The 19,753-nt window shown below is 69.6% G+C and carries 24 protein-coding genes; 1 reads left to right on the top strand and 23 read right to left on the bottom strand.

Annotated features, from left to right (window positions below):
* Positions 1-73 precede the first annotated feature (73 nt).
* From ABD363_RS16145 to ABD363_RS16115, 7 genes are all read right to left on the bottom strand, one after another.
* A complete protein-coding gene (locus ABD363_RS16145) occupies positions 74-1,018 on the bottom strand; it encodes a hypothetical protein (protein ID WP_344603969.1) in 945 nt (314 codons plus the stop codon).
* Complete coding sequence (locus tag ABD363_RS16140; RefSeq protein WP_344603967.1) at positions 1,005-5,045, bottom strand: hypothetical protein; 4,041 nt, start codon at positions 5,043-5,045, stop codon at positions 1,005-1,007. Before ABD363_RS16140 ends, ABD363_RS16145 begins: the two co-directional genes overlap by 14 nt.
* Positions 5,038-5,262 carry a hypothetical protein gene (locus tag ABD363_RS16135; protein ID WP_344603965.1) on the bottom strand — a complete coding sequence of 75 codons (225 nt, stop codon included), beginning with the start codon at positions 5,260-5,262 and terminating at the stop codon, positions 5,038-5,040. Before ABD363_RS16135 ends, ABD363_RS16140 begins: the two co-directional genes overlap by 8 nt.
* An 80-nt stretch (positions 5,263-5,342) precedes the next feature.
* Positions 5,343-5,870 (bottom strand): hypothetical protein, encoded by a 528-nt coding sequence (locus tag ABD363_RS16130; RefSeq protein ID WP_344603963.1) that lies wholly within the window; start codon positions 5,868-5,870, stop codon positions 5,343-5,345.
* Between the two features lie 101 nt (positions 5,871-5,971).
* On the bottom strand, positions 5,972-6,574 hold the full coding sequence (locus tag ABD363_RS16125; RefSeq protein WP_344603961.1) for a phage tail tube protein: 603 nt from the start codon (positions 6,572-6,574) through the stop codon (positions 5,972-5,974).
* Positions 6,575-6,646: 72 nt separating this feature from the next.
* Complete coding sequence (locus ABD363_RS16120; RefSeq protein WP_344603959.1) at positions 6,647-7,072, bottom strand: hypothetical protein; 426 nt, start codon at positions 7,070-7,072, stop codon at positions 6,647-6,649.
* Complete coding sequence (locus tag ABD363_RS16115; protein ID WP_344603957.1) at positions 7,072-7,338, bottom strand: DUF7210 family protein; 267 nt, start codon at positions 7,336-7,338, stop codon at positions 7,072-7,074. Before ABD363_RS16115 ends, ABD363_RS16120 begins: the two co-directional genes overlap by 1 nt.
* A 92-nt stretch (positions 7,339-7,430) precedes the next feature.
* Between ABD363_RS16115 and ABD363_RS16110 the strand changes: the two genes are divergently transcribed.
* The gene (locus ABD363_RS16110) at positions 7,431-7,727 is read left to right on the top strand and encodes a hypothetical protein (RefSeq protein ID WP_344603956.1); all 297 of its coding nucleotides are present in this window, start codon (positions 7,431-7,433) and stop codon (positions 7,725-7,727) included.
* On the opposite strand, the gene ABD363_RS16105 is transcribed toward ABD363_RS16110, so the two are convergent.
* The 16 genes from ABD363_RS16105 to ABD363_RS16030 all read right to left on the bottom strand — a co-directional run bounded on the left by ABD363_RS16105 (position 7,728) and on the right by ABD363_RS16030 (position 19,746).
* Complete coding sequence (locus ABD363_RS16105) at positions 7,728-8,264, bottom strand: hypothetical protein (RefSeq protein ID WP_344603954.1); 537 nt, start codon at positions 8,262-8,264, stop codon at positions 7,728-7,730. It abuts the gene before it with no gap.
* Positions 8,264-8,596, bottom strand: a complete 333-nt coding sequence (locus ABD363_RS16100) for a hypothetical protein (protein WP_344603952.1) — start codon at positions 8,594-8,596, stop codon at positions 8,264-8,266. Before ABD363_RS16100 ends, ABD363_RS16105 begins: the two co-directional genes overlap by 1 nt.
* A 3-nt stretch (positions 8,597-8,599) precedes the next feature.
* The gene (locus ABD363_RS16095; protein ID WP_344603950.1) at positions 8,600-9,235 is read right to left on the bottom strand and encodes a poly-gamma-glutamate hydrolase family protein; all 636 of its coding nucleotides are present in this window, start codon (positions 9,233-9,235) and stop codon (positions 8,600-8,602) included.
* A 21-nt stretch (positions 9,236-9,256) separates the two neighbouring features.
* Complete coding sequence (locus ABD363_RS16090; protein ID WP_344603948.1) at positions 9,257-10,126, bottom strand: hypothetical protein; 870 nt, start codon at positions 10,124-10,126, stop codon at positions 9,257-9,259.
* Positions 10,127-10,137: 11 nt separating this feature from the next.
* Complete coding sequence (locus ABD363_RS16085; protein ID WP_344603946.1) at positions 10,138-10,644, bottom strand: hypothetical protein; 507 nt, start codon at positions 10,642-10,644, stop codon at positions 10,138-10,140.
* Positions 10,645-10,796: 152 nt separating this feature from the next.
* The gene (locus tag ABD363_RS16080; RefSeq protein WP_344603944.1) at positions 10,797-11,258 is read right to left on the bottom strand and encodes an IPT/TIG domain-containing protein; all 462 of its coding nucleotides are present in this window, start codon (positions 11,256-11,258) and stop codon (positions 10,797-10,799) included.
* Between the two features lie 127 nt (positions 11,259-11,385).
* A complete protein-coding gene (locus ABD363_RS16075) occupies positions 11,386-12,132 on the bottom strand; it encodes a GP88 family protein (RefSeq protein ID WP_344603943.1) in 747 nt (248 codons plus the stop codon).
* Positions 12,133-12,170: 38 nt separating this feature from the next.
* Positions 12,171-13,418, bottom strand: coding sequence for a hypothetical protein (locus tag ABD363_RS16070; protein WP_344603941.1), 1,248 nt, complete (start codon positions 13,416-13,418; stop codon positions 12,171-12,173).
* On the bottom strand, positions 13,415-13,690 hold the full coding sequence (locus ABD363_RS16065) for a hypothetical protein (protein WP_344603939.1): 276 nt from the start codon (positions 13,688-13,690) through the stop codon (positions 13,415-13,417). The genes ABD363_RS16070 and ABD363_RS16065 overlap by 4 nt, the downstream gene beginning before the upstream one ends.
* A gap of 76 nt (positions 13,691-13,766) precedes the next feature.
* Positions 13,767-15,059 carry a phage major capsid protein gene (locus ABD363_RS16060; RefSeq protein ID WP_344603937.1) on the bottom strand — a complete coding sequence of 431 codons (1,293 nt, stop codon included), beginning with the start codon at positions 15,057-15,059 and terminating at the stop codon, positions 13,767-13,769.
* Between the two features lie 225 nt (positions 15,060-15,284).
* Entirely contained in the window at positions 15,285-17,120 is a 1,836-nt protein-coding gene (locus tag ABD363_RS16055; RefSeq protein ID WP_344603935.1) for an NUDIX domain-containing protein, read from the bottom strand.
* Between the two features lie 158 nt (positions 17,121-17,278).
* Positions 17,279-17,488: a hypothetical protein gene (locus ABD363_RS16050; protein ID WP_344603933.1), complete on the bottom strand. Its 210-nt coding sequence runs from the start codon at positions 17,486-17,488 to the stop codon at positions 17,279-17,281.
* Between the two features lie 12 nt (positions 17,489-17,500).
* Complete coding sequence (locus tag ABD363_RS16045; protein WP_344603931.1) at positions 17,501-18,124, bottom strand: hypothetical protein; 624 nt, start codon at positions 18,122-18,124, stop codon at positions 17,501-17,503.
* 83 nt (positions 18,125-18,207) lie between these two features.
* Positions 18,208-18,597 carry a hypothetical protein gene (locus ABD363_RS16040; protein ID WP_344603929.1) on the bottom strand — a complete coding sequence of 130 codons (390 nt, stop codon included), beginning with the start codon at positions 18,595-18,597 and terminating at the stop codon, positions 18,208-18,210.
* Positions 18,594-19,394 carry a hypothetical protein gene (locus tag ABD363_RS16035; RefSeq protein WP_344603927.1) on the bottom strand — a complete coding sequence of 267 codons (801 nt, stop codon included), beginning with the start codon at positions 19,392-19,394 and terminating at the stop codon, positions 18,594-18,596. The genes ABD363_RS16040 and ABD363_RS16035 overlap by 4 nt, the downstream gene beginning before the upstream one ends.
* An 82-nt stretch (positions 19,395-19,476) precedes the next feature.
* A complete protein-coding gene (locus ABD363_RS16030; RefSeq protein ID WP_344603925.1) occupies positions 19,477-19,746 on the bottom strand; it encodes a hypothetical protein in 270 nt (89 codons plus the stop codon).
* Positions 19,747-19,753 lie beyond the last annotated feature (7 nt).

Genomic DNA, 19,753 nt, shown 5'->3' with positions numbered 1-19,753 from the left:
CTCCGCTGCTGTTGCTGGACAGCGGAGGCTGGCCCCCGGCAGGGTCTAACGTCGCGTGCTGCCGGGGCCCGGGTCACAGGTACGGGTAGGCGTCCCGCCAGGAGATCGTCATGTAGGACAGTCCGGTGGCGTCACTGCCGCGGAGGATGAAGTCGTGCCGGCCCACGGGCAGCAGCATGTCCGCGAGCCGCGGCGATTTGCGGGTCAGGGCCCCCGCGACGGAGGCGCCGCCGTTACGGAGCACGGTCCGCACCCACGGCCGGGGATCGATGGTCACGTACTGCCCCGCCGCGAGCGCCAGCCCCGTGAACTCCGCCTTCCAACTCCCGACGACCTCACAGGCCGGGTTGCTGATCGGCCCGTAGATCCGGATGACCGGCCAGGTGGGGCGCTGCCCGCCGATGACGACCTCCCCGGGCGTCTTCGTCGCGCCCTGGCCCGTCATCGACAACGGCTCCTTGAGCGGGCCGACGAGCCCGCGGTGCGGCGGCGGACTGAGATCGACCCGGAGCGTCTTCTCCGTGTCGTCGTACGCCGTGGAGTCCACGCACACGAACGTCGCCACCACGGGCGTGTAGCCCTGCCGCGTCAGCTTGGACGCGGCAGGCGCGAACTTGCGGGGACGGCCGTAGAAGCGGCGCGGCCGGCCTCCCTGGGTGGTGCGCAGCACCGCGGGGGTCGCCATACGCTTGCGGACTGCTTTGCCGTCCCACGCCTGCCCCATCACGGAGACTGCGTCGAGGTTGGCGCCGTGGCGGCCGAGCAGGGTCGTGGCGTCGTCCACGGTGTCGACGCCGACCTCGAAGGTGATCGTGGCCTGGCCGCGGAAGTCCTCCCCGAACCGGGCGCCGTCCTCGCGCGGCATGGGGGTGTCCCCCGCGTCGACGTCGGCGTAGGTGATCTCGTACGGCTCCAGCAGGTAGTAGCCGGAACCGACCGTGCCGAAGGTGAAGTTCGCGCCCGGGTGCACCCCGTTGGCGCTGTAGGAGAGGTTCCATTCGCCCTCACGCAGTGGCATGTGCGCCTCCTCGGCGGATGCGGCGCAGCTCGAACAGGGCGTCGGACAGAGCGGCGCCCGGCGTCATCGGCGCACCGGTCATGGTCAGGTTCAGGTCGCCGCCGACGAGCGCCGTGGCGGCCGGAGCGGCGGCTGCACGCGCGTGGATTGGGCTCGCAGAGCTGGAGCTGCGGATGGCTCCCGAGGCGTACTGGCGCATCGCGCCCTGGGCGAAGTAGACGACCTGGCCGCCGAACATCTGGGCCACACGGTTGAGGATCGCTTCAGAGCGCTTGCGTTTTTCCGGTGCGAGTGGTATATACGCTTCGCCCTTTGTTTCAGGTTCATTCCATATGCGTATTTCGCCCGGCTTTCCGATCTGTGCGATGTGCCGCTCGGCGCCAGCCGCGAACGCCTTGATCCTGTTGGTGGCCGCGCGGATGCCGCCGTTGGCGTAGGTCACGATGCCGCCGTCCGCGTGCGTGCGGACCACGGACGGCTTGCCGGACTCGCTGTACTGGACGGTGACGTGCACCGTCCGGCCGGTGAGGTTGTTGATCGCGCTCTGGATGCGCTGCACGTTGGCCAGCGGTGTCTCGGTCGGGGCGGTGATACGCACCGTCTTACCGCCCTTGTCTACATTTTCGATCTTGTAGCCGAGGTCCTTGAGGGCTTTCTGCGCAACCGCGGTGGGCGCCTTGACGTCGATGCTTTTGCCCTTGGGCAGGCCGGCAACCTTCTGCTGGACGCTCTTGAGGTCTCCGGTGGCTTGCTGAATGATCGCCTGGACCGTGACCTTCTTCTTGTCCGGCGCGTTGGCGATGTCCTGCGCCAAGGCGGCGATGTTCACGCGGGCGCCGCCGGTCGGGGCCGTCACCGACACGTTTTTCTTGCCGGGAATGCGTTGCACAGTGAAGCCCAGTGCCTCGAGCTGGGCGCGGGCCTCGGCCGTGGGCGCCTTGATCTGGACGGCCTTACCGGGCGGGAGCCCTTCCAGCTTGCCGCGTAGAGCCAGAATCTCCGTGGTCGCCGCCGGGATGCCCTGGGCGGTGATCAGGGTGTTGATGGTGCTCGGGATGAACCCCATCTGATCGGCGAGTGCCTTGGCCTGGGCCTTGGGGATACCCATGCTCGTGGCGAGTTCGATGGCCTTCGCGCGTGACCGCTCCATCGCCGCGTTGCTCTGGTCCATCGCCTGCGACATCGGCATGAGCCCCTGCTCGCCGGCCTCCATCGCCCGGGTCGCCACGCCCAGCATGCTGTCGCGCAGTTCCTGGAGCTGAGTGTTCAGGGTCTGCCCGTTACGCGTGGCAGTGTTGACCAGCCCGTCCGCGCCGACGAGAGCCTTCCCCCAGCCGTCCGCCCGCTCGATGCTCCCCTTCATCGTGTCATCGACCTGCAGCATCACCGCATTGAGCTGGGCTTGCGCATCGTGGAAGGACTGGGTGTTGCCGTTGAGCGCATCCAGCGCCCGCTTGAGGGCACCGGTCCGATCGTCTGCCGTTTTGGTCTTGTCGCTGAACGTCTGGACCGCGGCCTGCAGACGGCTGTAGGAGTCCGTGCCGACGGTGCCCGACTGGTTGATCGCGTCGGAGAGTTCCCTGTGCTTCTTCTGGCTCTCCTCCAGCTCCCCCTTCACGCTGCCCAGGGCGTCTCTCGCGCGGACGGCGGCCATGCCTTCCTCGTCCCACGACTGCGCGGCGCCCCGGGCCGTCGGGATCCACCTCTCGTGATAGTCCGCGGTCGCCTGGAGCTGCCCCTGCAGCTCTCCCAGGGTCGTGCCTTGACCGAGGTAGGCGTCCGTCAGGGTGCCCAGGCTGATACCGGCCTCACGCATAACGTCGACCAACTTGCCCTTGCCGTTGGCGAGTTCGGTGTCCTGTAGAAGCTGCGCGGCCTGTGCGCGGACGTTGGCGTCGATCGCCCCGCCGGACGCGACCAGGGCGTCCGTCAGGGACTGCACACGCTCCTGGTGCGCCTGGGTGGCGCGGGCGGCCTTCTCCTGGCTGGAGGCGTACAAGCCGAGCCCGATGGTGATACCGGTGAGAGCGATACCGAGCGGCCCTCCCAGGGCAGCAGTGATGCCGCCCAGGGCGCGAGAGGCAGTGCGGTTGGCTGCGGTGATCCCCCGCAGTGTGCCCGTGAAGCGGTTTCCCTGCGCGGCAGCGCCCTGGTAAGCGGTGCCCATCTGGCGCAGTACGGACACCTGCTGTCCTGCGACGGTCGTGCCGTTGCGTAGCACCGTGGTCGTACTCAGGACGGAGGTGCCGGCAGCGCGGACGGAGGCGCCGAAGCCGCGGAGCACGCCGGTGACGCCGGTGATCACCTTGAGTGCGAGCATCACGCCCAAGAGCGTCGCCAAACCTGTGTTGAGCAGGGGGAAGGCAGACGTAAGCGCGTTGAACGCGTTCAGCAGGCCACTGAACACCATGAGCAGTACGCCAAGGCCACTCCCGGCCGCGGAAAGGTTCCCGACCGCGGTAGCGATGTTGGAGATGACGGAGATGACTGCGGGCCCGACGTCCTCGCCAAGGGCGCTGAAGAAGGCGCCCAGGGCCGGCATCAGCTCGGTGCGTATCTGGCGGACCAGGTCGGTGACGCCGCCGTCTCTCATGCTGCGGCCGAGCCCTCGCATGAGGTCCCCGAACAGCAGGTTCACCTCGTGGAAGGCGGGCGCCGCGTCACTGAAGAACTGCTCCATTGCCTTCTGCCCGGCACCGGAGTTGGCCCAGCGTTCGAAACGCTGCATGCCGCCTTCAAGGCCGTTGAGCAGCGCGTTGCCGGTGTCCATGGCGGCGCGGCCGACCCCGCCCAGGCCCCGGATCAGGCTGCCGGTGGTGCGGCCCAGCTGGTTGGCCTTGTCGCCGGCGTGGTCGAGGAACTTGGCGAGGCTGCCGGTTTCCCGCCCGGCCTGCACCGAGGCCCGCACCCACTGCGTCAGCCGTTCACCGCCGCGCGCGACCCGCTCGGCGAACGGCCCGGACGCCACCAGGAAATCCATGGTGGCGTGGCCCATGTTGGCAAGGCCGTCCGTCAGATGGCCGACGACTCTCGAGTTGGACGACGCGATCGTCCTGAAGTCCTTGCGGAAGATGCCGGTCTGCATCGCCTTGGCACCGCGTTCCGCGAGCGCCCCCATCTGCCCGGCCGAGTCGCCGAGTGCGTCCTCGAGGAGCGGGAACACCGACTTCGCCAGGGGCTTGATGTCGTCGGCGACCTTGCCGAAGAACCGTTCGCTGACGGACATGCGGACCTTGCCCCATGCCGCCTGCAGCGAGGAGACCGCAGAGACCGCTTCCCGGGCCGACGGAGAGAGCTTGTCCAGCGCCTCGGTGACCTTCTTCTGCTGCGCCTCGGTGACCTTGCCGTCCGAGGCGAGCATCTGCTGCGCCTTGATCGACTCCTTGAGGGCGTCGCCGAAACCGCTGAACGCGACTTTCGTGCCGATCGCCGCAGTGCCCGCCGCGGTGATCAGTCCCGGTATCGCGCCCAGAACACCCACAGCGGGAGCTGCCGCGGATACGAGCGCGGTGAGGCCGGCGCCGTACTGGCCGATGAGGGTGACCGCCGGTTCCAGCAGGGAGACGATCGCGCCGATACCGAGCATCCGCAGACTGCGGCGGCCGCGCCCTGGCAGACTCATCTGCACCGGCACGTTGACCGGGTTACGGTCGGCTTCGCCCTGCGCGCCGGAGATCAGGGTCCGCAGACGGTTGAGGAAGCCCCCGCCGCGCTGCCCGCCGTCGCCGTCCGGCTGGACGGGAAGGTTCAGGTCGGCGTCGTCCAGTCGGCGTCTGAGGCCGTCGAGTTCCGCGCGGAAACGGTCCTCGTCGATCTTGACGCGGACGGTGGCGCTGACGCCCTGGGATGCCTCCTTGACGACTTCCTTGAGTCGCCGTTTGAGGTCCTTGGCATCAACCTCGACCTTGACCTTCGCGGCCAGGCCTTCGGCGGCCGTCTCGACTGCCGTGCGGAGCTTCTCCGCGAAGCCGGCCAGGTTGGCGACGACCGGCACTTCGAGGCGGCCGGCCTGCAGGCCCTCAGCCACTACGGATCATTCCTCTCTGCATGGCCGCCATGAGCATCTGCCGGTGGCCGGTCATGCGGGGTGCCGACGGTTCCGGGGCGGGGCGCGGCGGCTGGGGCGGGGTGCCGGGGTCACTGCGCGGTGCGGTGCCGGAACGCGACGGGCGGACGATGGTGATGGGCTCATCGCGCCGCTTGTCTGCGGCCAGGAGCCCGATCTCCTCGACGATCAGCGCCAACAGCTCCAGTTCGTTGCTCCAGCCGCTGAGTGGGCCGGAACGGACGCTGGAGTCGCTGGGCAGACGGTCGATGAAGGAGATCAGCCGGCGGAGTCCGAGGAATCCGGGCTGCCCGGGGCGGAGCCAGACGCCTCGGGCGTCGAGTCCGTGGTGGTACCGGGAGAGGTCGGACTCGACGTCTGCGAATCGTTCGCGGAGGAGTCGCCCGACCGAAAGAGCTTTCCCAACGCGACCCCGTAGACCTTGGCCAGGCCGGTCGTCAGCCGGACGTAGTCCGGCACGGATGGCTTCTGCTGGAGGAACTCCTCGTGCTGGTCCCCCAGGAGGATCGCGTACGTCTCGCGGACCGCGGCCAGGAACTTCCGCGGCAGGGACGGACGCCGGAACAGGGCGTTGACGACGTCCCAGACGCCGGTGTCGCCGTCGGCGGAGTTGATGACGTCCGCGAGGAGCCCGACCAGGTCCAGCTCGTCGGACAGGATCGGGTCGAGGGCTGCGGCCGGCAGCTCCGCGGGAAAGATGAACTGCTCTCCGCCGAGGCGGACGGGGATGCCGTTGGGGTACTGAACCTCGCGGCGTTCGGCGTCCAGGTCGATGACGAACGACATGGGTGTGACCTCTCGTGTGTGCGTAGCTGGGTCGCGGGAGTGCGGCAGCGCGCGGACAGTGACAAGCGGGCGGGGCTTGTGTCGCGCGCTGCCGCGAGGGGTCACGGCGTAGTCGGCGGCGCCGGGGGCGCGAAGGCCGGGTCGTCGGTGAGGAGGTACCAGGCATCGAGGTCGTCGCCGCCCTGGACTGCGAGCCGCAGAGGCAGCACGGCCTCCTTGGTTTTGGCGAGATCCTTGGAGACGCCTTCCATCTGCATGGCGCGCGGGAAGACGTACCGGTAGTGCTTGCCGCCGTCAACGACCTCGATGACGGCCATGACCTCGGTGCGGCCGCCGATCTTCGGCGGGGAGAACTTGTAGTGCTTGACGCCCGTCTGGCCGGAGACGGTGACTTCGGTGATCTCGCCACCGCCGTACACGGCGCGGAAGTTCTCGCCAGACCACTGCTGCAGGTCGACCTCGATGGTCGCGGCGTCGGTGGTCTGGAAGGTGCGGGTCGGGTAGGAGGACTGGGCGGATCGAACCTGCTCGAAGTTCGGTTCGCTGTTGAACTTCAAGCTGTCTTCGGTGGTCAGTCCGCAGTCGCGCAGGGCCGCGGGCATCGCCGACGTGGCGTCGGTGGGGGCCGTCGTCCCGACGGGGGCCAGGTAGATCCTGGTGAGCGATGGGATGACGATTTCGTTGCTGTTGGTCTCGGCTGCCATGGCGGGGTCTCCAAGGGGTCCGGTTCTAGGGCCCGGACACCTTGGAGAGGCAGGGGGGTTAACGTCGCCCGCTCACGGATGCAGGGTGACGGAAAGGTTCATCAGCCACCTGGGTTGGCCATCGACGAGCGGCGACCAGATGAGGAGACCGGAGGGCCTCACCCCGTTGACGACCGGCCGGCCGGGCACGTAGGGCGCCTCGACGATGCCCTGGGCGGCCTTTGCGCAGCGCACGAGAATGCGCCGCAGCTCGGCCTTGCCCGGCCAGCCGCCCGGGTCCCCCAGCACCTCAAATGTCACTTCGGGTTCGGTGGCCCAGGTCAGGTCTCGCAGGTCCCCGCCGGGGCCATGACCGATGACGAGATGCGGCCACGGCGCCTCGGGGATGCCGGACACGCGGCCGGGGCCGCCGAGGGCATCGGCGGCCTGGGCGCTCTGCTCGAGCCAGGGCAGGAGGACTGCGACGGGGTCGGCGTCCTCGAGGTTCAGCTCGGCCATCAGGTGCGGGCGGTGAAGCCCTGCGCGCGCAGGCGGCGGGCGTAGTCCGGGGAGACAGCGATCTCGGCACCGGGCGAGTAGCCGATGCCGTCGATGGTGTGGTGGTGCGACAGGGTGACGGTTACCGGCTCCTGACCTTCGCCCAGGGGCGGGCCGACAACGGCCGGCGCACGGCGGATGGTGGACTTAGGGCGGGCCTCCACGATGTCGGTGGACTCCTCCGCGATGGTGGCGGGCTTCTTCGTGGTGGTGGTGTTCGTAGCCATGTCGCGTACTGTGCGCACCCGGGCCGCTTGTGTCGCGCCCGCACCGGCGGGCGGTACGCTGCGGCCGATCACGAGATCCTGTGGGGGGATGCATGAGAGCGCGACGTGCGGCGGCAGCAGCGGTGACGGGGGTCCTGCTTCTGGTAGGGGCCTGCAGCAGCGGGGACGAGTCGGGGCCCCGGCAGTACCCGACCGAGGGGCCGGAGTACGACGCGGCGATGGAGCGCTGCGCGCTGTCCCGGCTGCGGAACGCAGGGGAGGAGAACCCGACAACCGAGTCCTGGGCGTACGCCGACGCATACACCGCGTGCACCTACGGCCGGTCGTACGACGACGTCACCTCCGATCGGGGCTGGGGCCCGGCCGATCCCGGCTACTGGGACGAGTAGTCAGCGGCGGGCGGCGACGGTGGCAGCGGCACGGGCCATGAAGTGCGTGCCGTCGGCCCGCAGGTTGCCCGGGTAGACGGTGCCCACCTCGGCCTCGACGACGAGCGGCGCCTCCACGGACACCGTGACGGTGACCTTCTTCCCGGTGATGACGGGCTGGCCGGTGGTGATGTGCCGGGCGATACCCTTCGGGTCCAGGTGCGCGGTACAGCGACAGTTCTTGATGTTGGCGACCGCCCGGGAGCTCTGGTCGAGAGGCTCGAGCATGTAGGTGTGCGGCCCGAGGCCGCGGTGCTTGATGTCCCAGTCCATCGAGTTGAGCTTGAAGCGCAGGTTCCCCGGCACCTCCTGGCCCTGTGCCTTGCGGTGGGTGGGGCGGACCCGGTCGTCGCCGACGGTCACCCAGCGTTTGGTGGGCGGGGCCAGGCGCTTGGCCTCGACTTCCACCTGGACGGCGATCTGCCGGACGGCAGGGGCGAGCATGCGGGCGAGCTGCGCCTCCAGGCCCTGCGCCGGCGTGAACTTCGGTCCGGCCATCACGGCACCTCCGGCGGATTGAGGGTGGCGGTCGCCTGCACGTAGTCGGCATCCGAGCAGCCGGGCACGGTGTGATTGCGGGCGCTGGACAGCGTCCAGGACCGACCGGCTTCGTCGGTGATGGTGTCGCCCGGCTCGACCGGCCACGCCTGCGGGGCGAGCCGTACCGACCATGTGCCGTCGGGCTGTTCGAGTACCGACCCGGGCCAGGTGCCGCGCGGGGTCGGCTTCTGGCTCGGATTCGGAGGGACGGGCACACCGTTGGCGTCGCGCTCCCAGGGGTGGGCGAGCACGTACACGGTCAGCACAGCGTTCGGGAGGAGAACCGCCACCGGTCATCCCCTCCCAGAGGAGACGAGCGCCTTGGACACTCCGAGCTGCACCGCGGTCACGTACGCGGTGAACGCCGCGGTGGTGTTCTTGCGGTTGGCTCGGCTGGTGTCGCCGCCTTCGAAGAACGCGGCCCGCTGCGCCGTGGTCAGCTCGAGCTGGACGCCCATCCCTCGACTGTTCCGGTTGCAGATGTTCTGCGGGTCGTTGCCGTTCAACTCTTCGGATGCGATCTGCACCGTGAATCCGGCGTCCTTCAAGCACTCGCCGATCTGGTCCCGCAGGTTGTAGTCCCGGCCGCCGAGGTAGGTGATCGCGGTCGCGCCGGTCGCGCCGTGCCAGGACACGATGTGTGTGGCGACCCTCGCCATGCCCAGGGCCTGCGGCTCGTCGAACCGGGTGGAAGTGACGTGCAGCGTGTCGTTGGTCCCGGCCGTCTTCAAACCGTCCAGGGTGTAGTAGCTGTGGATGTCCGCCGCGGCAGAACTCGCCAGCTCGGTGGTGCCCGGCTCGATGCCCCCACCGTGGATGGCGAGGTGGAGCAGCGTGGAGCACTGGGAGACACGCCACAGCCGCTGATAGTCGATGCCCTCGATCTGACCGCCGGCCAGTTCCCCGTAGGACTGGTAAACGTCGCCCATCGGTCCATGCTCCTTTCTGGGTCAGTACCGGGTGCGGCCGCGGTAGTTGGAGTACGGCCAGGGCGGGCGCGGTGGCCGGCTGAGCGGCTGGTAGAGCAGGCGCCTGTGCCGCTTGAGGGAGTCCAGTGCGGGCAGCGCCCCGGCCTGCCCGGCGGCAGGCGCGGACTCGTAGGAGATGGACTGTCCTTCAGCGCTCACGGAGGACACGCGGCGGCCGGCACTGCCGACGCCGCCGGGCCTTTGCCGTTCGGACTCCGCGGCGTGCGCGGTGACGTACGTGACGACTTCCTCCTGCGCGGCGCCGTGGAGGCCCACGAGGAACGTGACGTCGTAGGTGCCATCTCCGCGGGGTCGGTAGGCGCTGACCTCGACTAGGTCGCCCTGTTCGGGCAGCGGCCACGTCTCGGGGTTGTCGAGTTCATCGGCCCATCGCGGTGTGACGGCGGACAGGGTGACCGTCCGCGGCACGAGGGGACGGTTCAGGTAGCCGACCACGGTGGACTGCGCTGCGCGGATCGCTGTCTCGAGAGCGTCGCGCTGCTCTGCGGTGAGCGGCAGGGGCACGCCGAGCAGGTCGGCGACCGCTTCGGGGGAGGTGACGAGACCCAGCCCCATGGGCAGGTCAAGACGCACGGAAGTGTCCTTGACGGGCTGGGCCCCGTCGCTGGGGGTGAAGGTGACCACGCCCCAGTAGCGGCCGGGCGGCACATCGGGCAGCTCGAACCGGTACGTGCCGGGCCGGAGCCGGGTGGCCGTGGTCGCTGCGGCGACCACAGGGCCACCGCGGTCAGCCGTCCCGTACAGGTCGAGACGGCTCACCTCGCCGCCGGCTGGCTCAGGGTCGTAGAACGCTCCGGCGTAGATGGGTTGGTGGTCGTAGACCGTCGTCACCCCCGGCTCCTTTACTTCTCGTCGGCCTTGGCGGCGATCCGCTCCGCCTGGGCCTGCAGCCGCTCCCGGATCCGGGCAGCGACGCTCTCGGAGACGTGTGCACCCTTGGGCTGCAGCAGCCGGTGAACGGGGCTGAGGTGCGGTCCGAGGAACGTCTTCTCGACCAGGCGCACGGTGCACACGAGGACCGAGCCGTACTCCGTGAGCGGCATGAATACGGCGTCTATGTCGGCCGGAGGCTCCTTGGTCGCGTCGTCGATGATGACCTCGGAGAGGTTCTCGTCGTCGGGGATGACCTCGGTCGGGGTGGCGTACGCGGATGCCGCGGGCGCGGCTGGCGGTTCCTGGACGGCCGGCGGCTCGAGCGGAGCGGCGTCGGGCGCCTTCGGGGAGCTGTCGCCGGCCAGCGGCGCGCCGGTGTCCGCGGCGGGGATGGTCTCCTCCGCCGCGGCGGTCTCGGTGGTGGTCTCGGCGGCCTTGGGTGCCGCAGTCTTACGGGTACGGGTGGTGCCTGCCATGGGTGGCTCCCTCTCGGGTGTGGGTCCGGACGGCGCGCACCCTGCACGCCGGGCGGCGCTTGTGTCGCGGCCTACCCCCCGGGGGCGGGCGGCGTAGTTTGGTCCTGGGGCGGCCCCCGCGCCCGTGCGTAGGGGCCGCCCTGCCGTGCGGATCAGGAGTAGGTGAACCCGCTGGCCTTCGTGACGTTGCCGGAGTCGGCCGCGACGGCGACGTTGACGGCGCCGGCGGCACCGGCGGGCGTCTTGACGCGGAGCTCGGTGTCGGAGACGACCTCAAGGCCAGTGCCCGGTGTGGCGCCGAAGTTGACCGCGGTGACGCCGGCGAGCCGGGTGCCCTTGATGGTGACGGTAGTGCCGCCCGCGGCCGGGCCGGTCGCCGGACTGATGGTCGTGACGGTTGCCGCCGGGGTGAAGAGGTGGTTGATCTCGGACTGGGGGACGATGGTGCCGGCCTGGTAGAGCAGGTGGCGCCGAGAACCTTCGGGGCGGCCGTCGCCGGGCCCGTACGCCTTGGTCTCGTACACGTCCTCGGTAAGGCGCATGGGCGGGTCCGCAACGGCGACCGCGGGGAACGTCTCCTTCGTGATGAGCGTCCCGTCTTCCTTGTAGAGCATGGGGTTCCTTCCTGGGATGGGTGGCGGGCGAAGGATGGGCCGCGGAGCCCGCTTGGGTCGCGCACCGTCGGGAAGAGAGGGCACTTGCCCAATTGGGCAAAAATGATCTTGGTACGCCCCGTGGCGACTACGGCCGCCCGCTGCGGTACTGCTTGCCGGGGCCGCGGCGACGCTCGTCCTGGGCGCGCTGCAGGTCACTCCACCTGTTGGGGCCCTGCTTCTTCTTGAGGTGCTTGATGTTGTTCGCCGCGATCCCGATCTTCTGCGGGCCCAGCACGGACACCAGGCACCCCTCCTCGGCCTTGCCGCGGGAGGTGTAACCGGCCTCGGCGAGGGACTCCTCATCGGGGAAGATGTCGACGTGCCGCTCGATGGTCACGTCGACCAGGTGGTCCTCGCGGCCGCCGAGCGAGTACACCCACTTGAAGTTCTCCGGCGGGTCCGGTTCGACGACCTCGCGGAACAAGCTGACGCTCTTGGTGTACGCATAGAAGCGGACGCCCGGCGCGGCCCGCATGACCCGCATCCACGCCTCGGTGTACTCCCGGGAGAAGAAGTCGCCGGCGTCGTGGCAGCGGACCCAACGGCCTTGGTACCGCTTGTGCTGGAGTTCCTCCTTCATCTGCGCCTCCCAGCCGGGCAGGTCATCGAGCACCATCATCAGGTTCGCCTCGTGGCGCGCCTTGACGCCCTTGAACCGGTAGGCACCCTGCCGGGCGTAACAGAGCTGAGCGCAGATCCCCGCCGAGGGGCAGGTGTTGTAGTTGCGGCCGTCGGGCAGGGTTCCGGCCCACGCCGGGATCGACCAGTTGTAGATTCCCTGCCGCCGCATGTCTGTGTTCTGGGTGAGTAGCCACCGCGGTTTCTCAGTCATGGCGGGACCGTGAACCCGCCCACCTCTTTACGTCTCCTTCACAGGATCCGCAGGTCGTCCCAGCCGTCCGGACCGACGCTGAACACCAACAGGCCCGACGCCGAGACCTCACCGGAGCGCACCGCGTACCAGTCGCTGCCGTTGTCCAGAGTCGGCGCCTGGATCCAGAGCCGCCCATTGCCCATCTGCTCGGCGCGGAAGTGATGGAAGTGGCCTGTGATCAGGATGTCGGCGTCCGCGACGGGCTGGCGGCCGAACGTCTGCCCGCGCCACCAGTGGCCGGCTTTCTCGGGCCTTGGGTACTGGTGGCCGTGGGCCAGGCCGACGATGTGCCCGGCGATGTCCAGGCTCACGGTGTCCCGCCACCGTTCCGGCATGACGAACGAGACGTGTCCGTAGGCGTCCTGGTTGCGGGCGTAGGCGTCGGCGATCTGGGACATGACCTCGATGCCCCAGTCGTCGACGGGCGGGCCGACCGCGTCCTTTCCGCGGCGCACCCGGCCGTGGTTGGAGCCGCACGTCGCCGCGACGACCCGCCCGAACTTGCCGGCGAGCCGGTCCAGGCCCTCGAAAGTGACGCGACGGTGGACGCGGACCATCTCGGTCAGGGTCAGGTCGTTGGTGAACGCCTGCTGCGTCGTGTTCTCGAACCCCTCGACGCAGTCTCCAGCGTCGGCCCAGTAGGCGACGGTCGGGGCACGGCCTACGGCCTTGAGATCGCGCACATGGTCGTCGAGCCGGTCGAACCGGTCGGCGATCCGGGCGATCAGCTCGGGAGTGCCTCCGTCTCGCCCAACCTTGCCGGCCTGGGCGTCGGCGTATACGACGACCAGGGCCCGCTCCGCGGTGTCGACCGTCGGACGCGGCTTCCTGCGGCGGCGCATCGCGTCGCGGACGAGGGCGTCGACGTCGCCCTCGGACATCCACGCGGGCGCGGCGGGTTCGATGACGTACCGGCAGCGCCACACGGCCCGGGTCACGGCGTCCTCGCCCTGCGCATCACGGTGCCAGGCGGCCGGATCGTGCTTGGCCTCCACCAGGCGCACACGGAAGCCGTCCGGGACGGACAGGCCCATCTCCTCAACGCGCTGACGCAGCTCGTCGTCGCCTGCGGGCGGTGTCTCGGCGGGCGGGGCCGTGACCACCATCGTGCCGCCCGGCTCGTACCTCACCCCCGACTCCCAGCCGCGCGGTGCAGCCGGGTAGGCGCGCTGCGCCTGGGCGGGCTGCGCCTGCTGGGCGGAGGCCGGCTCGAGGAGCTGCTGCAGTTCGCTGCTGAGGGTCATCGTTCGCACCGGCATCCGTTGGACTCACTGCGTCGCCGGTGGCGGGCGACGGTGTACGCGGTGATGTGTTCGCCGTGCTTGCTGAGGATGTCAGCGATGGCACGGGAGGTGATGCGGTCGTTGTCCAGGGCCTGGCGAAGGGCCGCAGCGTCGTTGTCGGCGGCGGCGGCCAGGAAGGCCCCGACGCTGCACCGCGGGCCCCGGGACGGGGCGGGCGCGTTCTCGAGCTCTTGCAGCTCGTGCGCGAGGCTCAGGGGCTGCTTCTCGATCATCCAGCGTCCCTCTTCGTCGTGGTGGTGATGCTGGTGAGGGGGTGCACCCGTCGCCCGGGTGCACCCCCTCGCTGGATCAGCCCGCGGCCGGCGTGGTCCAGGTGCCGATCACGAAACTCTCGGGTCGGGGCACCTCAAGAGCAAGCCTTTCGTCCGCCCGGAACGTGATCAGACCCTTCTCGTAGTTGTCGGCGTTCTCCGAGGAGACGGTGACGGAGATGGACTCGCGGTCGTGGAGCTGCGCGCCGAGACCGAACGCGCCGATGAGGAAGTCGGTGTCGGCCATCGCGGTCGTCTCGACCACGTTGAGGCGCCACACCTTCTTCTCGGCGCCGATGGCGACGGCGATGGCGACGCGGAAGGCGCCGTTCTTGTCCTCCTCGACCTCGACGTGCTCCCACATCGTCGGGGACAGGACGATGCCGGTCGGGTCGTACTCGGCGAGCAAGCACTTCGTGATCGCGCGCCGGATCTGGACGCTGTACTGGTCGGCCGCGAGACCGGTGTACTGCTGGACACCGGGGGTGTTGTAGATGCCGGTGAGGGACTGGCCGTCGCCGACGGAGTGCAGGAGGTCCCAATCCTCCGCGTACTTCACGCCCTCGACCATGCGCGTGTTGATGAAGGTCTTGAGCCGGGGCTCGTCGGACAGGATGTTCTTGTGCGCGTCGAGCAGGTGCGCGACCTCGGCGACCGGGTACATCACCGGGGTCAGGGTGAGCTTCGACCGCGGCGCGCGGCCCCAGGTGTCGGTGTCCGCGCCGGTGGCCGGGGAGACGCCGTCGGCGGCGTACCGCTCCTTGACCTGGCGGGCCGCGTTGGTCCAGCCGGTCTCTCGGGCGCCGTAGAGGACGGCGTTCTTGGTGGTGGACTTCGGGAACAGGTCCCGGATGTGGAACTTCCGGAACGGGCGCTCGGCGATGCCGAGGTTCTGCGCGGAGCCGAGGACCTGGTGGGTCACGGTGCCGGCGGAGAGGGAGAATATGGACTTCCCCTCGATGTCGGCGCGGATGTACGGCTTGTCACGGAACTGCTGCGCGGTGGCGTTCTGGTAGGAGCCGGACTCGATGAACAGGTCACCGAGGGACTTCTCCTCGATGCCGGGGCGCTGACCGTAGTGCGTGGCCGCGGCCGGCGGCGCGTCGGGGGCGTCGAGGTACTGCTTGACCTCGGTCAGGTTCTGCTCGGCGTCGATGAGCGCCTTGATCTCCGCAGCCTCGCCGGAAACCTTGCGGAAGGCCTTGGCCTGCTCGGCGGAGACGACGAACTGCCCGCCGTCCTCGACCTTGAACGTCTGGCTGATGCGCTCGGCCTCGGCAGACTTCGCCTGGAGCGCCTTCTGCAGCTCTGCGATACGACTGGTGGTCATTGGGGGTGCTCTCCCTGATGCTGGGGTGCGGTTGACGTGCGTCGCTCGCCCGGCCAGCACCGGGACGCCTCAACGCGAGGCGGTATGGAAAAGGCAGAGGGGTGTTACCGTCGCGCGCTGCCCGCCCGGGGCGTCAAGAGCGGACAGTGCACAGGTGTTGACCTGCTGTTTTGTTGTCGTTGGCGGGAGTTCTCCGCGGGAAACCGGCAGGTCCGAGAGTGCAACTCAGCTCCGCATCAGGGCGAGCGCTGCCTTCACCTCCTCCGCGTCCAAGCGCACGGTTTCGTCCTCCGGCTGGACGTCCGGCGCCGCGTCGTCGGCTTCGTCCTCCTCGACCCAGCTCGCGTCTTCGTCGTCACCGAAGGCGGCGTCGTCCCACAGGTCCAACCCCGCCGGGGCGTTGGCCGCCGACCGGTTCACGGGAGCGGCGTCGTTCTCACCGCCGGCGACGTCCAACCCCTTCGCGGACAGGGCCGCGATCAGCTCGCGCACCTTGTCACGGACATCGCCGAGTTGCTCCGGACCGGCGGCGACGCTGCTGACGCGGGCGGTAGCGTCGGTGAGCGCCTCGACGGTGGGCTGCACGACGCGCGCGTCGACGTCCTCGTCCTCGGTGGCAGCGCGGTGCGCGGTGGCGCCCTCCGGGACGACGATGGTGGCGAGTTCGACGGGCTGCGGCTTGGACAGGGTGATGTCGCCGGCGGCCGTGACCGTGTACGGGATCTCGTAGTGGGCGCTGCGGCGTTCGTCTTCGGAGTGCACGGAGACGATGACGCGGTCCGGGTAGGTTCCCTCGATGCACGTCCACGTCTGGCCGTCCTGGTTGAGGAGCTCGCGGACCGCGTCGGAGAGACGGCCGCGGAACTGTTCCTGCGACTCGGGCAGGGGCTTAGGGGACATCGCAGGGACCTCCAGGTGGGCAACGTGCTTGCTCTTGGCCTCGGTGACCATGGAGCGGGCGGACTTGTGCTCGATGCGCGGCAGGGCGCGGGCGGCTCGTACAGCGGCGCGCGCGGACTTCTCCTCAACGGGGGCCACACCGTTCCGGGTGGCGTTGATGATGCCCTCGAGGACGCTCGGGGGGACGGGCCGGATCGGCTCCGGGGCCGGGCCCTGCGGGAGGGCGGCGCCGGCCAGGAGCTCCCACGGGGCTTCGCGGCACTCCGGCCGCAGCAGCGGCATGTCGGGCAGAGACGTGATCGGCCACCAGGCGGTGACCTCCGTGGCGTCGCCCTTGGGATCGTCCGGGTTGGCGACGCGGCGTTCACCGCGGGGCTTGTTGATGGGGACGGACGCCTCGGTCGGGACGACAGCGACATAACCGCGGTAGATGCCGTTCGGGGCGACCCAGGAGCCGACGACGCTCGCGGCGCCGGGCAGGGTCGAGCCGGTCTCCTCGCTCCACTCGCGCACCGCGGCGGCGAGGGAGTCCTCCCCGTCCTCCAGGTGCCCGCCGGGCCATTCCCAGGTGCCGGCAGCCGGGTCGTCGTCGTCGAGGGCCCGCTGGATCATCAGCACGCGGCCGGTGTCGGCGGCCTTCACCACCAGGCCCGCGACCTTGACCTCCTTCCCCTCCACAGGGGTGGCGACGTCGATCTCCAGGTGGGAAGGCGTGCTCTTGTACTCGAGGCCTTCGTGCCCGGTGACAGACTTGACTTCCAGGCTGCGGGTCAGGGGGTGCGCGCCATGCAGGACGGGCGACACCTCGAAAAGGTCCAGGTCGTGGATCACGCGGACGCCGTCACCTCGGAGCGTGGCCCCTTCCGTCGGCACGCGGTAGCCGATGGAGAACGCGGCCTGCTGGTGCTCATGCCACTGCCGGACCTGCTCGTAGGCGTCACGACCTTGGCGGGTGCGCAGGTTGTAGATGACGGTGGCGACGAGAGCGCCGGCCTCGGGTGGCCAGCCGGGGATGCTGGCGAATCGGGGGTCGCCGGGCATCCACTCCTCGACCTCGACGACGACGCCGACCGGATCCTTCCAACCGTGATGCCACACGGTCTTGACGGGCCGTGAGGCCAGGGTGCGTTTGAAGGCGCCGGGCACGATGAGGTCGTTCACCTCGTCGACTACGCCGGTGACGGCGTAGATAGCCCGGCTGGTGCCTCGCTGGCTGGCGGTGGGGCGTGGGGATCTGATGGATGGAGCAGCGCTCGGCACGGCGGGGAACCTCCGGCGGTCGACAGTGGGCCGCCGGGCACCGTGCCGTTCGCGTCTGCCTAGTGTCCTGCGCTGGGCTCAGGCTCCTGCGGGTGCGCCTCAGCCTCGGAGCGGGCCATGCCCCAGCCTTCGGTCCACGCGTAGTACGCGACCCGCTGTTCCTTGTCGCCGAGTTGCGAGTACGGGCAGGCGTCGGAGGGGTCTCCGTTGGCGTACGCGGCCTTGCCCTCCTTGACCAGGGCGAGGTAGGTCTCGCGGTTGAGCTCCACTCTCGGCTCTCCTTACTGGCCTTGGAACATCGGGTCCTGGACGCCGCGGTCTCCCGGCGGTGCCGGGTCGGCCGGCGCCGCGGGGTCGGCCGGGGCGTCCTCACCCTCGGGGCCGTGCGTGCGGGTCATCTGCGCGCCGTCCACGTCGGTCGCCCACGCGTCCGGATCGGTGTACCGCCACACCTGCCCGGTCTCGTCGCGGACCCACCCGGTCAGTGTGCCGTCCGGCGCGCGGTCGAGCCAAGCCTGTTCGCCGTTGCTGCCGGTGTAAGCGCAGTACGCATCCTCGGGGGCGGTCTCGTCGCCCTCGTCGTACGGGTCGCCAGCCCAGAGGCGGGAGTCGTCCTCGGGCGGTGTGGGGGCTGCGGCCGGGTCCTCGGCGCTGCTTGCTTCCTCCGGTGGCGCGTCCGCGGCTGGAGAGGCTGCGGGATCGGCTGGTTCGGCGGCGGCCGCGGCGGGATTCTCGGGCAGGTCCTCCGTGACTTCCCCGGAGGGCTCGCTGTCGGAAACGCCAGGCTCGGCGCCCTTGAGCGAGGCTTCTTCGGTGCCCTCGTTCTCGTCGTTCTCGTCGTCTTCCTCCCCGAAAGGCTTGCTGCCCTGGGGGAGAGCCTTGATGGCGAATCCGTATCTGGTCACGGGCGGAGGATGAACCGCCCTCTACGCTTATGTCTCGGCGCCCGCAGCCGGCTGCATCGGCTGCGGGCGCCACATCCCATTGCTCAGCTACGTGTCGGCGCGATGAGCCGACGTGCAGCGACCATGAGGCCGAAGGCCAGCGTGAATCCCACGAGGTGGGTCACCGCCAGCACAGTCCTGGAGTCGGACAGGGAACGTCCGACCGCGTAACAGGTGCCCCAGACGACCAGCATGGCCACAGCCAGGGCGGTGACTCGCAGGCCAAGCTGTTCGGGTCCCAACCGGGTGGCCGCATGCTGTGCGTGCGCGCGCACAGCTTCCTCTCGGCTGCCCGCCGGGTGAGGGGGCATCCGGCCGCACGAGCAGGCCGCCCGGTAACGCGCCTGGCCATGCAGGAAAGAGCTGTCCTCGTCGATCGCAAGGACCGGTAGGTGCCTGCCGTCGTCGATCAGGAACCGGCTGCGCCTGGTCATCCTGCGGCCAGTCCGCCGAGCAGTCGCAGCGTCTGGGCTGCGGTCGCCGCTCGCTGCTTCTGCACGTCCTCCAGCATCTCCAGGTGCCGACCGTGGTCGTCCTCGGGGATGGTGATGCGCTGTTCCGCCGGCACGTTCTCCTCGTACAGGCGCCTTTCTACCTCCCCGATCTGCATCATGTAGGTGCTGGCCTTGTCGCGCATAGCCGCTTCGGCGGTTTGCTGCTCCTCGACGGCCCGCCTGGCGTCCTGCCACGCCCTGATGAAGCGGTGGTGTGCGGCGGCCCACTCGGACGTCTTCGCCTCCCCCAGAGCTTCGTACGCGGTATGCCAGAGGCGCAGAGCGCGCTCGGCGTCACGGCGGCGCTCCAGCGCGGCCTGGGCCAGGGGAAGAAGGGTGTTGTGCCAGCTCGCGGCCGCAGAGGCGTGCATCCTGAGCCGGAACTCCTGCGTGGCTTGCTTGTCGGCTTGCGCCTGGTCGGGCACGCAGTCGCGGAAGGCGTCGAGTACCGCGGCGATGGCCTTGTTGCCGAGCAGGTGCTCGTCACGTTCGTCGCCGTACAGGCCGTTGATGCTGATGGGTTCCAGCACGGTTCCCCCCTGGGTGCGGTCGGTCTTCGGGTCGATGCCTTCGGCGGCCAGGTCGGCGTACACGGTCTTGCGGTCGACCCGGGCGGCTTCGGCGAGTTCGTTGACGTTCTGGTTTCCGGCGTCCCACGCCGCCTTGATGAGGCGGGCGCGGAGGCCGGGTTCTGCCCATGCCCGTAGGGCGGCCATGGTGCGTTCTCGGTCGGTCACCCCCACAGGATAATGTGGAATGAATCCACATGTGGACTCATTCCCCATGATCATTCTTGCCCAATTGTGCAAACCGCCGGGATCAGCCCTCGGGTACGCGGGCCCGCTTCGGCACCTCCCCGCTCACCTCGATGACGTTGGTGAACCCCTGCAGTACCGCGAGCACGGCCGCCGGATCCTCCCCGGACACGGTTCTGGTGGGGCCGGTCGGAGACAGAGGAACGGACTCGCCCAGGTGGAGATCCACCAGGGCCGCGGCCCGGTACGACCCGATCACCGGGCGGTCGGGCCGCCCGGTGATCTGCACTGCGTAGGTCGCACCGTCGTCGAACGAGCCGGTGACGGTGAGCACTGCCTGT

It is taken from the genome of Streptomyces glaucus (genome assembly GCF_039533365.1).
Classification (GTDB): domain Bacteria; phylum Actinomycetota; class Actinomycetes; order Streptomycetales; family Streptomycetaceae; genus Streptomyces; species Streptomyces glaucus.
Note: the sequence above shows the minus strand (reverse complement) of the source record. Positions and strands in the feature narration are given on the sequence as shown.

What these genes read in the sequence shown, in the direction of transcription:
- ABD363_RS16085 (WP_344603946.1), bottom strand. Translation starts at nt 10,644, where the DNA reads ATGGCAGGCACCACCCGTACCCGTAAGACTGCGGCACCCAAGGCCGCC.
- ABD363_RS16130 (WP_344603963.1), bottom strand. Translation starts at nt 5,870, where the DNA reads ATGTCGTTCGTCATCGACCTGGACGCCGAACGCCGCGAGGTTCAGTAC.
- ABD363_RS16145 (WP_344603969.1), bottom strand. Translation starts at nt 1,018, where the DNA reads ATGCCACTGCGTGAGGGCGAATGGAACCTCTCCTACAGCGCCAACGGG.
- ABD363_RS16040 (WP_344603929.1), bottom strand. Translation starts at nt 18,597, where the DNA reads ATGACCAGGCGCAGCCGGTTCCTGATCGACGACGGCAGGCACCTACCG.
- ABD363_RS16105 (WP_344603954.1), bottom strand. Translation starts at nt 8,264, where the DNA reads ATGGCCGGACCGAAGTTCACGCCGGCGCAGGGCCTGGAGGCGCAGCTC.
- ABD363_RS16075 (WP_344603943.1), bottom strand. Translation starts at nt 12,132, where the DNA reads ATGACTGAGAAACCGCGGTGGCTACTCACCCAGAACACAGACATGCGG.
- ABD363_RS16070 (WP_344603941.1), bottom strand. Translation starts at nt 13,418, where the DNA reads ATGACCCTCAGCAGCGAACTGCAGCAGCTCCTCGAGCCGGCCTCCGCC.
- ABD363_RS16065 (WP_344603939.1), bottom strand. Translation starts at nt 13,690, where the DNA reads ATGATCGAGAAGCAGCCCCTGAGCCTCGCGCACGAGCTGCAAGAGCTC.
- ABD363_RS16110 (WP_344603956.1), top strand. Translation starts at nt 7,431, where the DNA reads ATGAGAGCGCGACGTGCGGCGGCAGCAGCGGTGACGGGGGTCCTGCTT.
- ABD363_RS16080 (WP_344603944.1), bottom strand. Translation starts at nt 11,258, where the DNA reads ATGCTCTACAAGGAAGACGGGACGCTCATCACGAAGGAGACGTTCCCC.
- ABD363_RS16120 (WP_344603959.1), bottom strand. Translation starts at nt 7,072, where the DNA reads ATGGCCGAGCTGAACCTCGAGGACGCCGACCCCGTCGCAGTCCTCCTG.
- ABD363_RS16115 (WP_344603957.1), bottom strand. Translation starts at nt 7,338, where the DNA reads ATGGCTACGAACACCACCACCACGAAGAAGCCCGCCACCATCGCGGAG.
- ABD363_RS16095 (WP_344603950.1), bottom strand. Translation starts at nt 9,235, where the DNA reads ATGGGCGACGTTTACCAGTCCTACGGGGAACTGGCCGGCGGTCAGATC.
- ABD363_RS16125 (WP_344603961.1), bottom strand. Translation starts at nt 6,574, where the DNA reads ATGGCAGCCGAGACCAACAGCAACGAAATCGTCATCCCATCGCTCACC.
- ABD363_RS16060 (WP_344603937.1), bottom strand. Translation starts at nt 15,059, where the DNA reads ATGACCACCAGTCGTATCGCAGAGCTGCAGAAGGCGCTCCAGGCGAAG.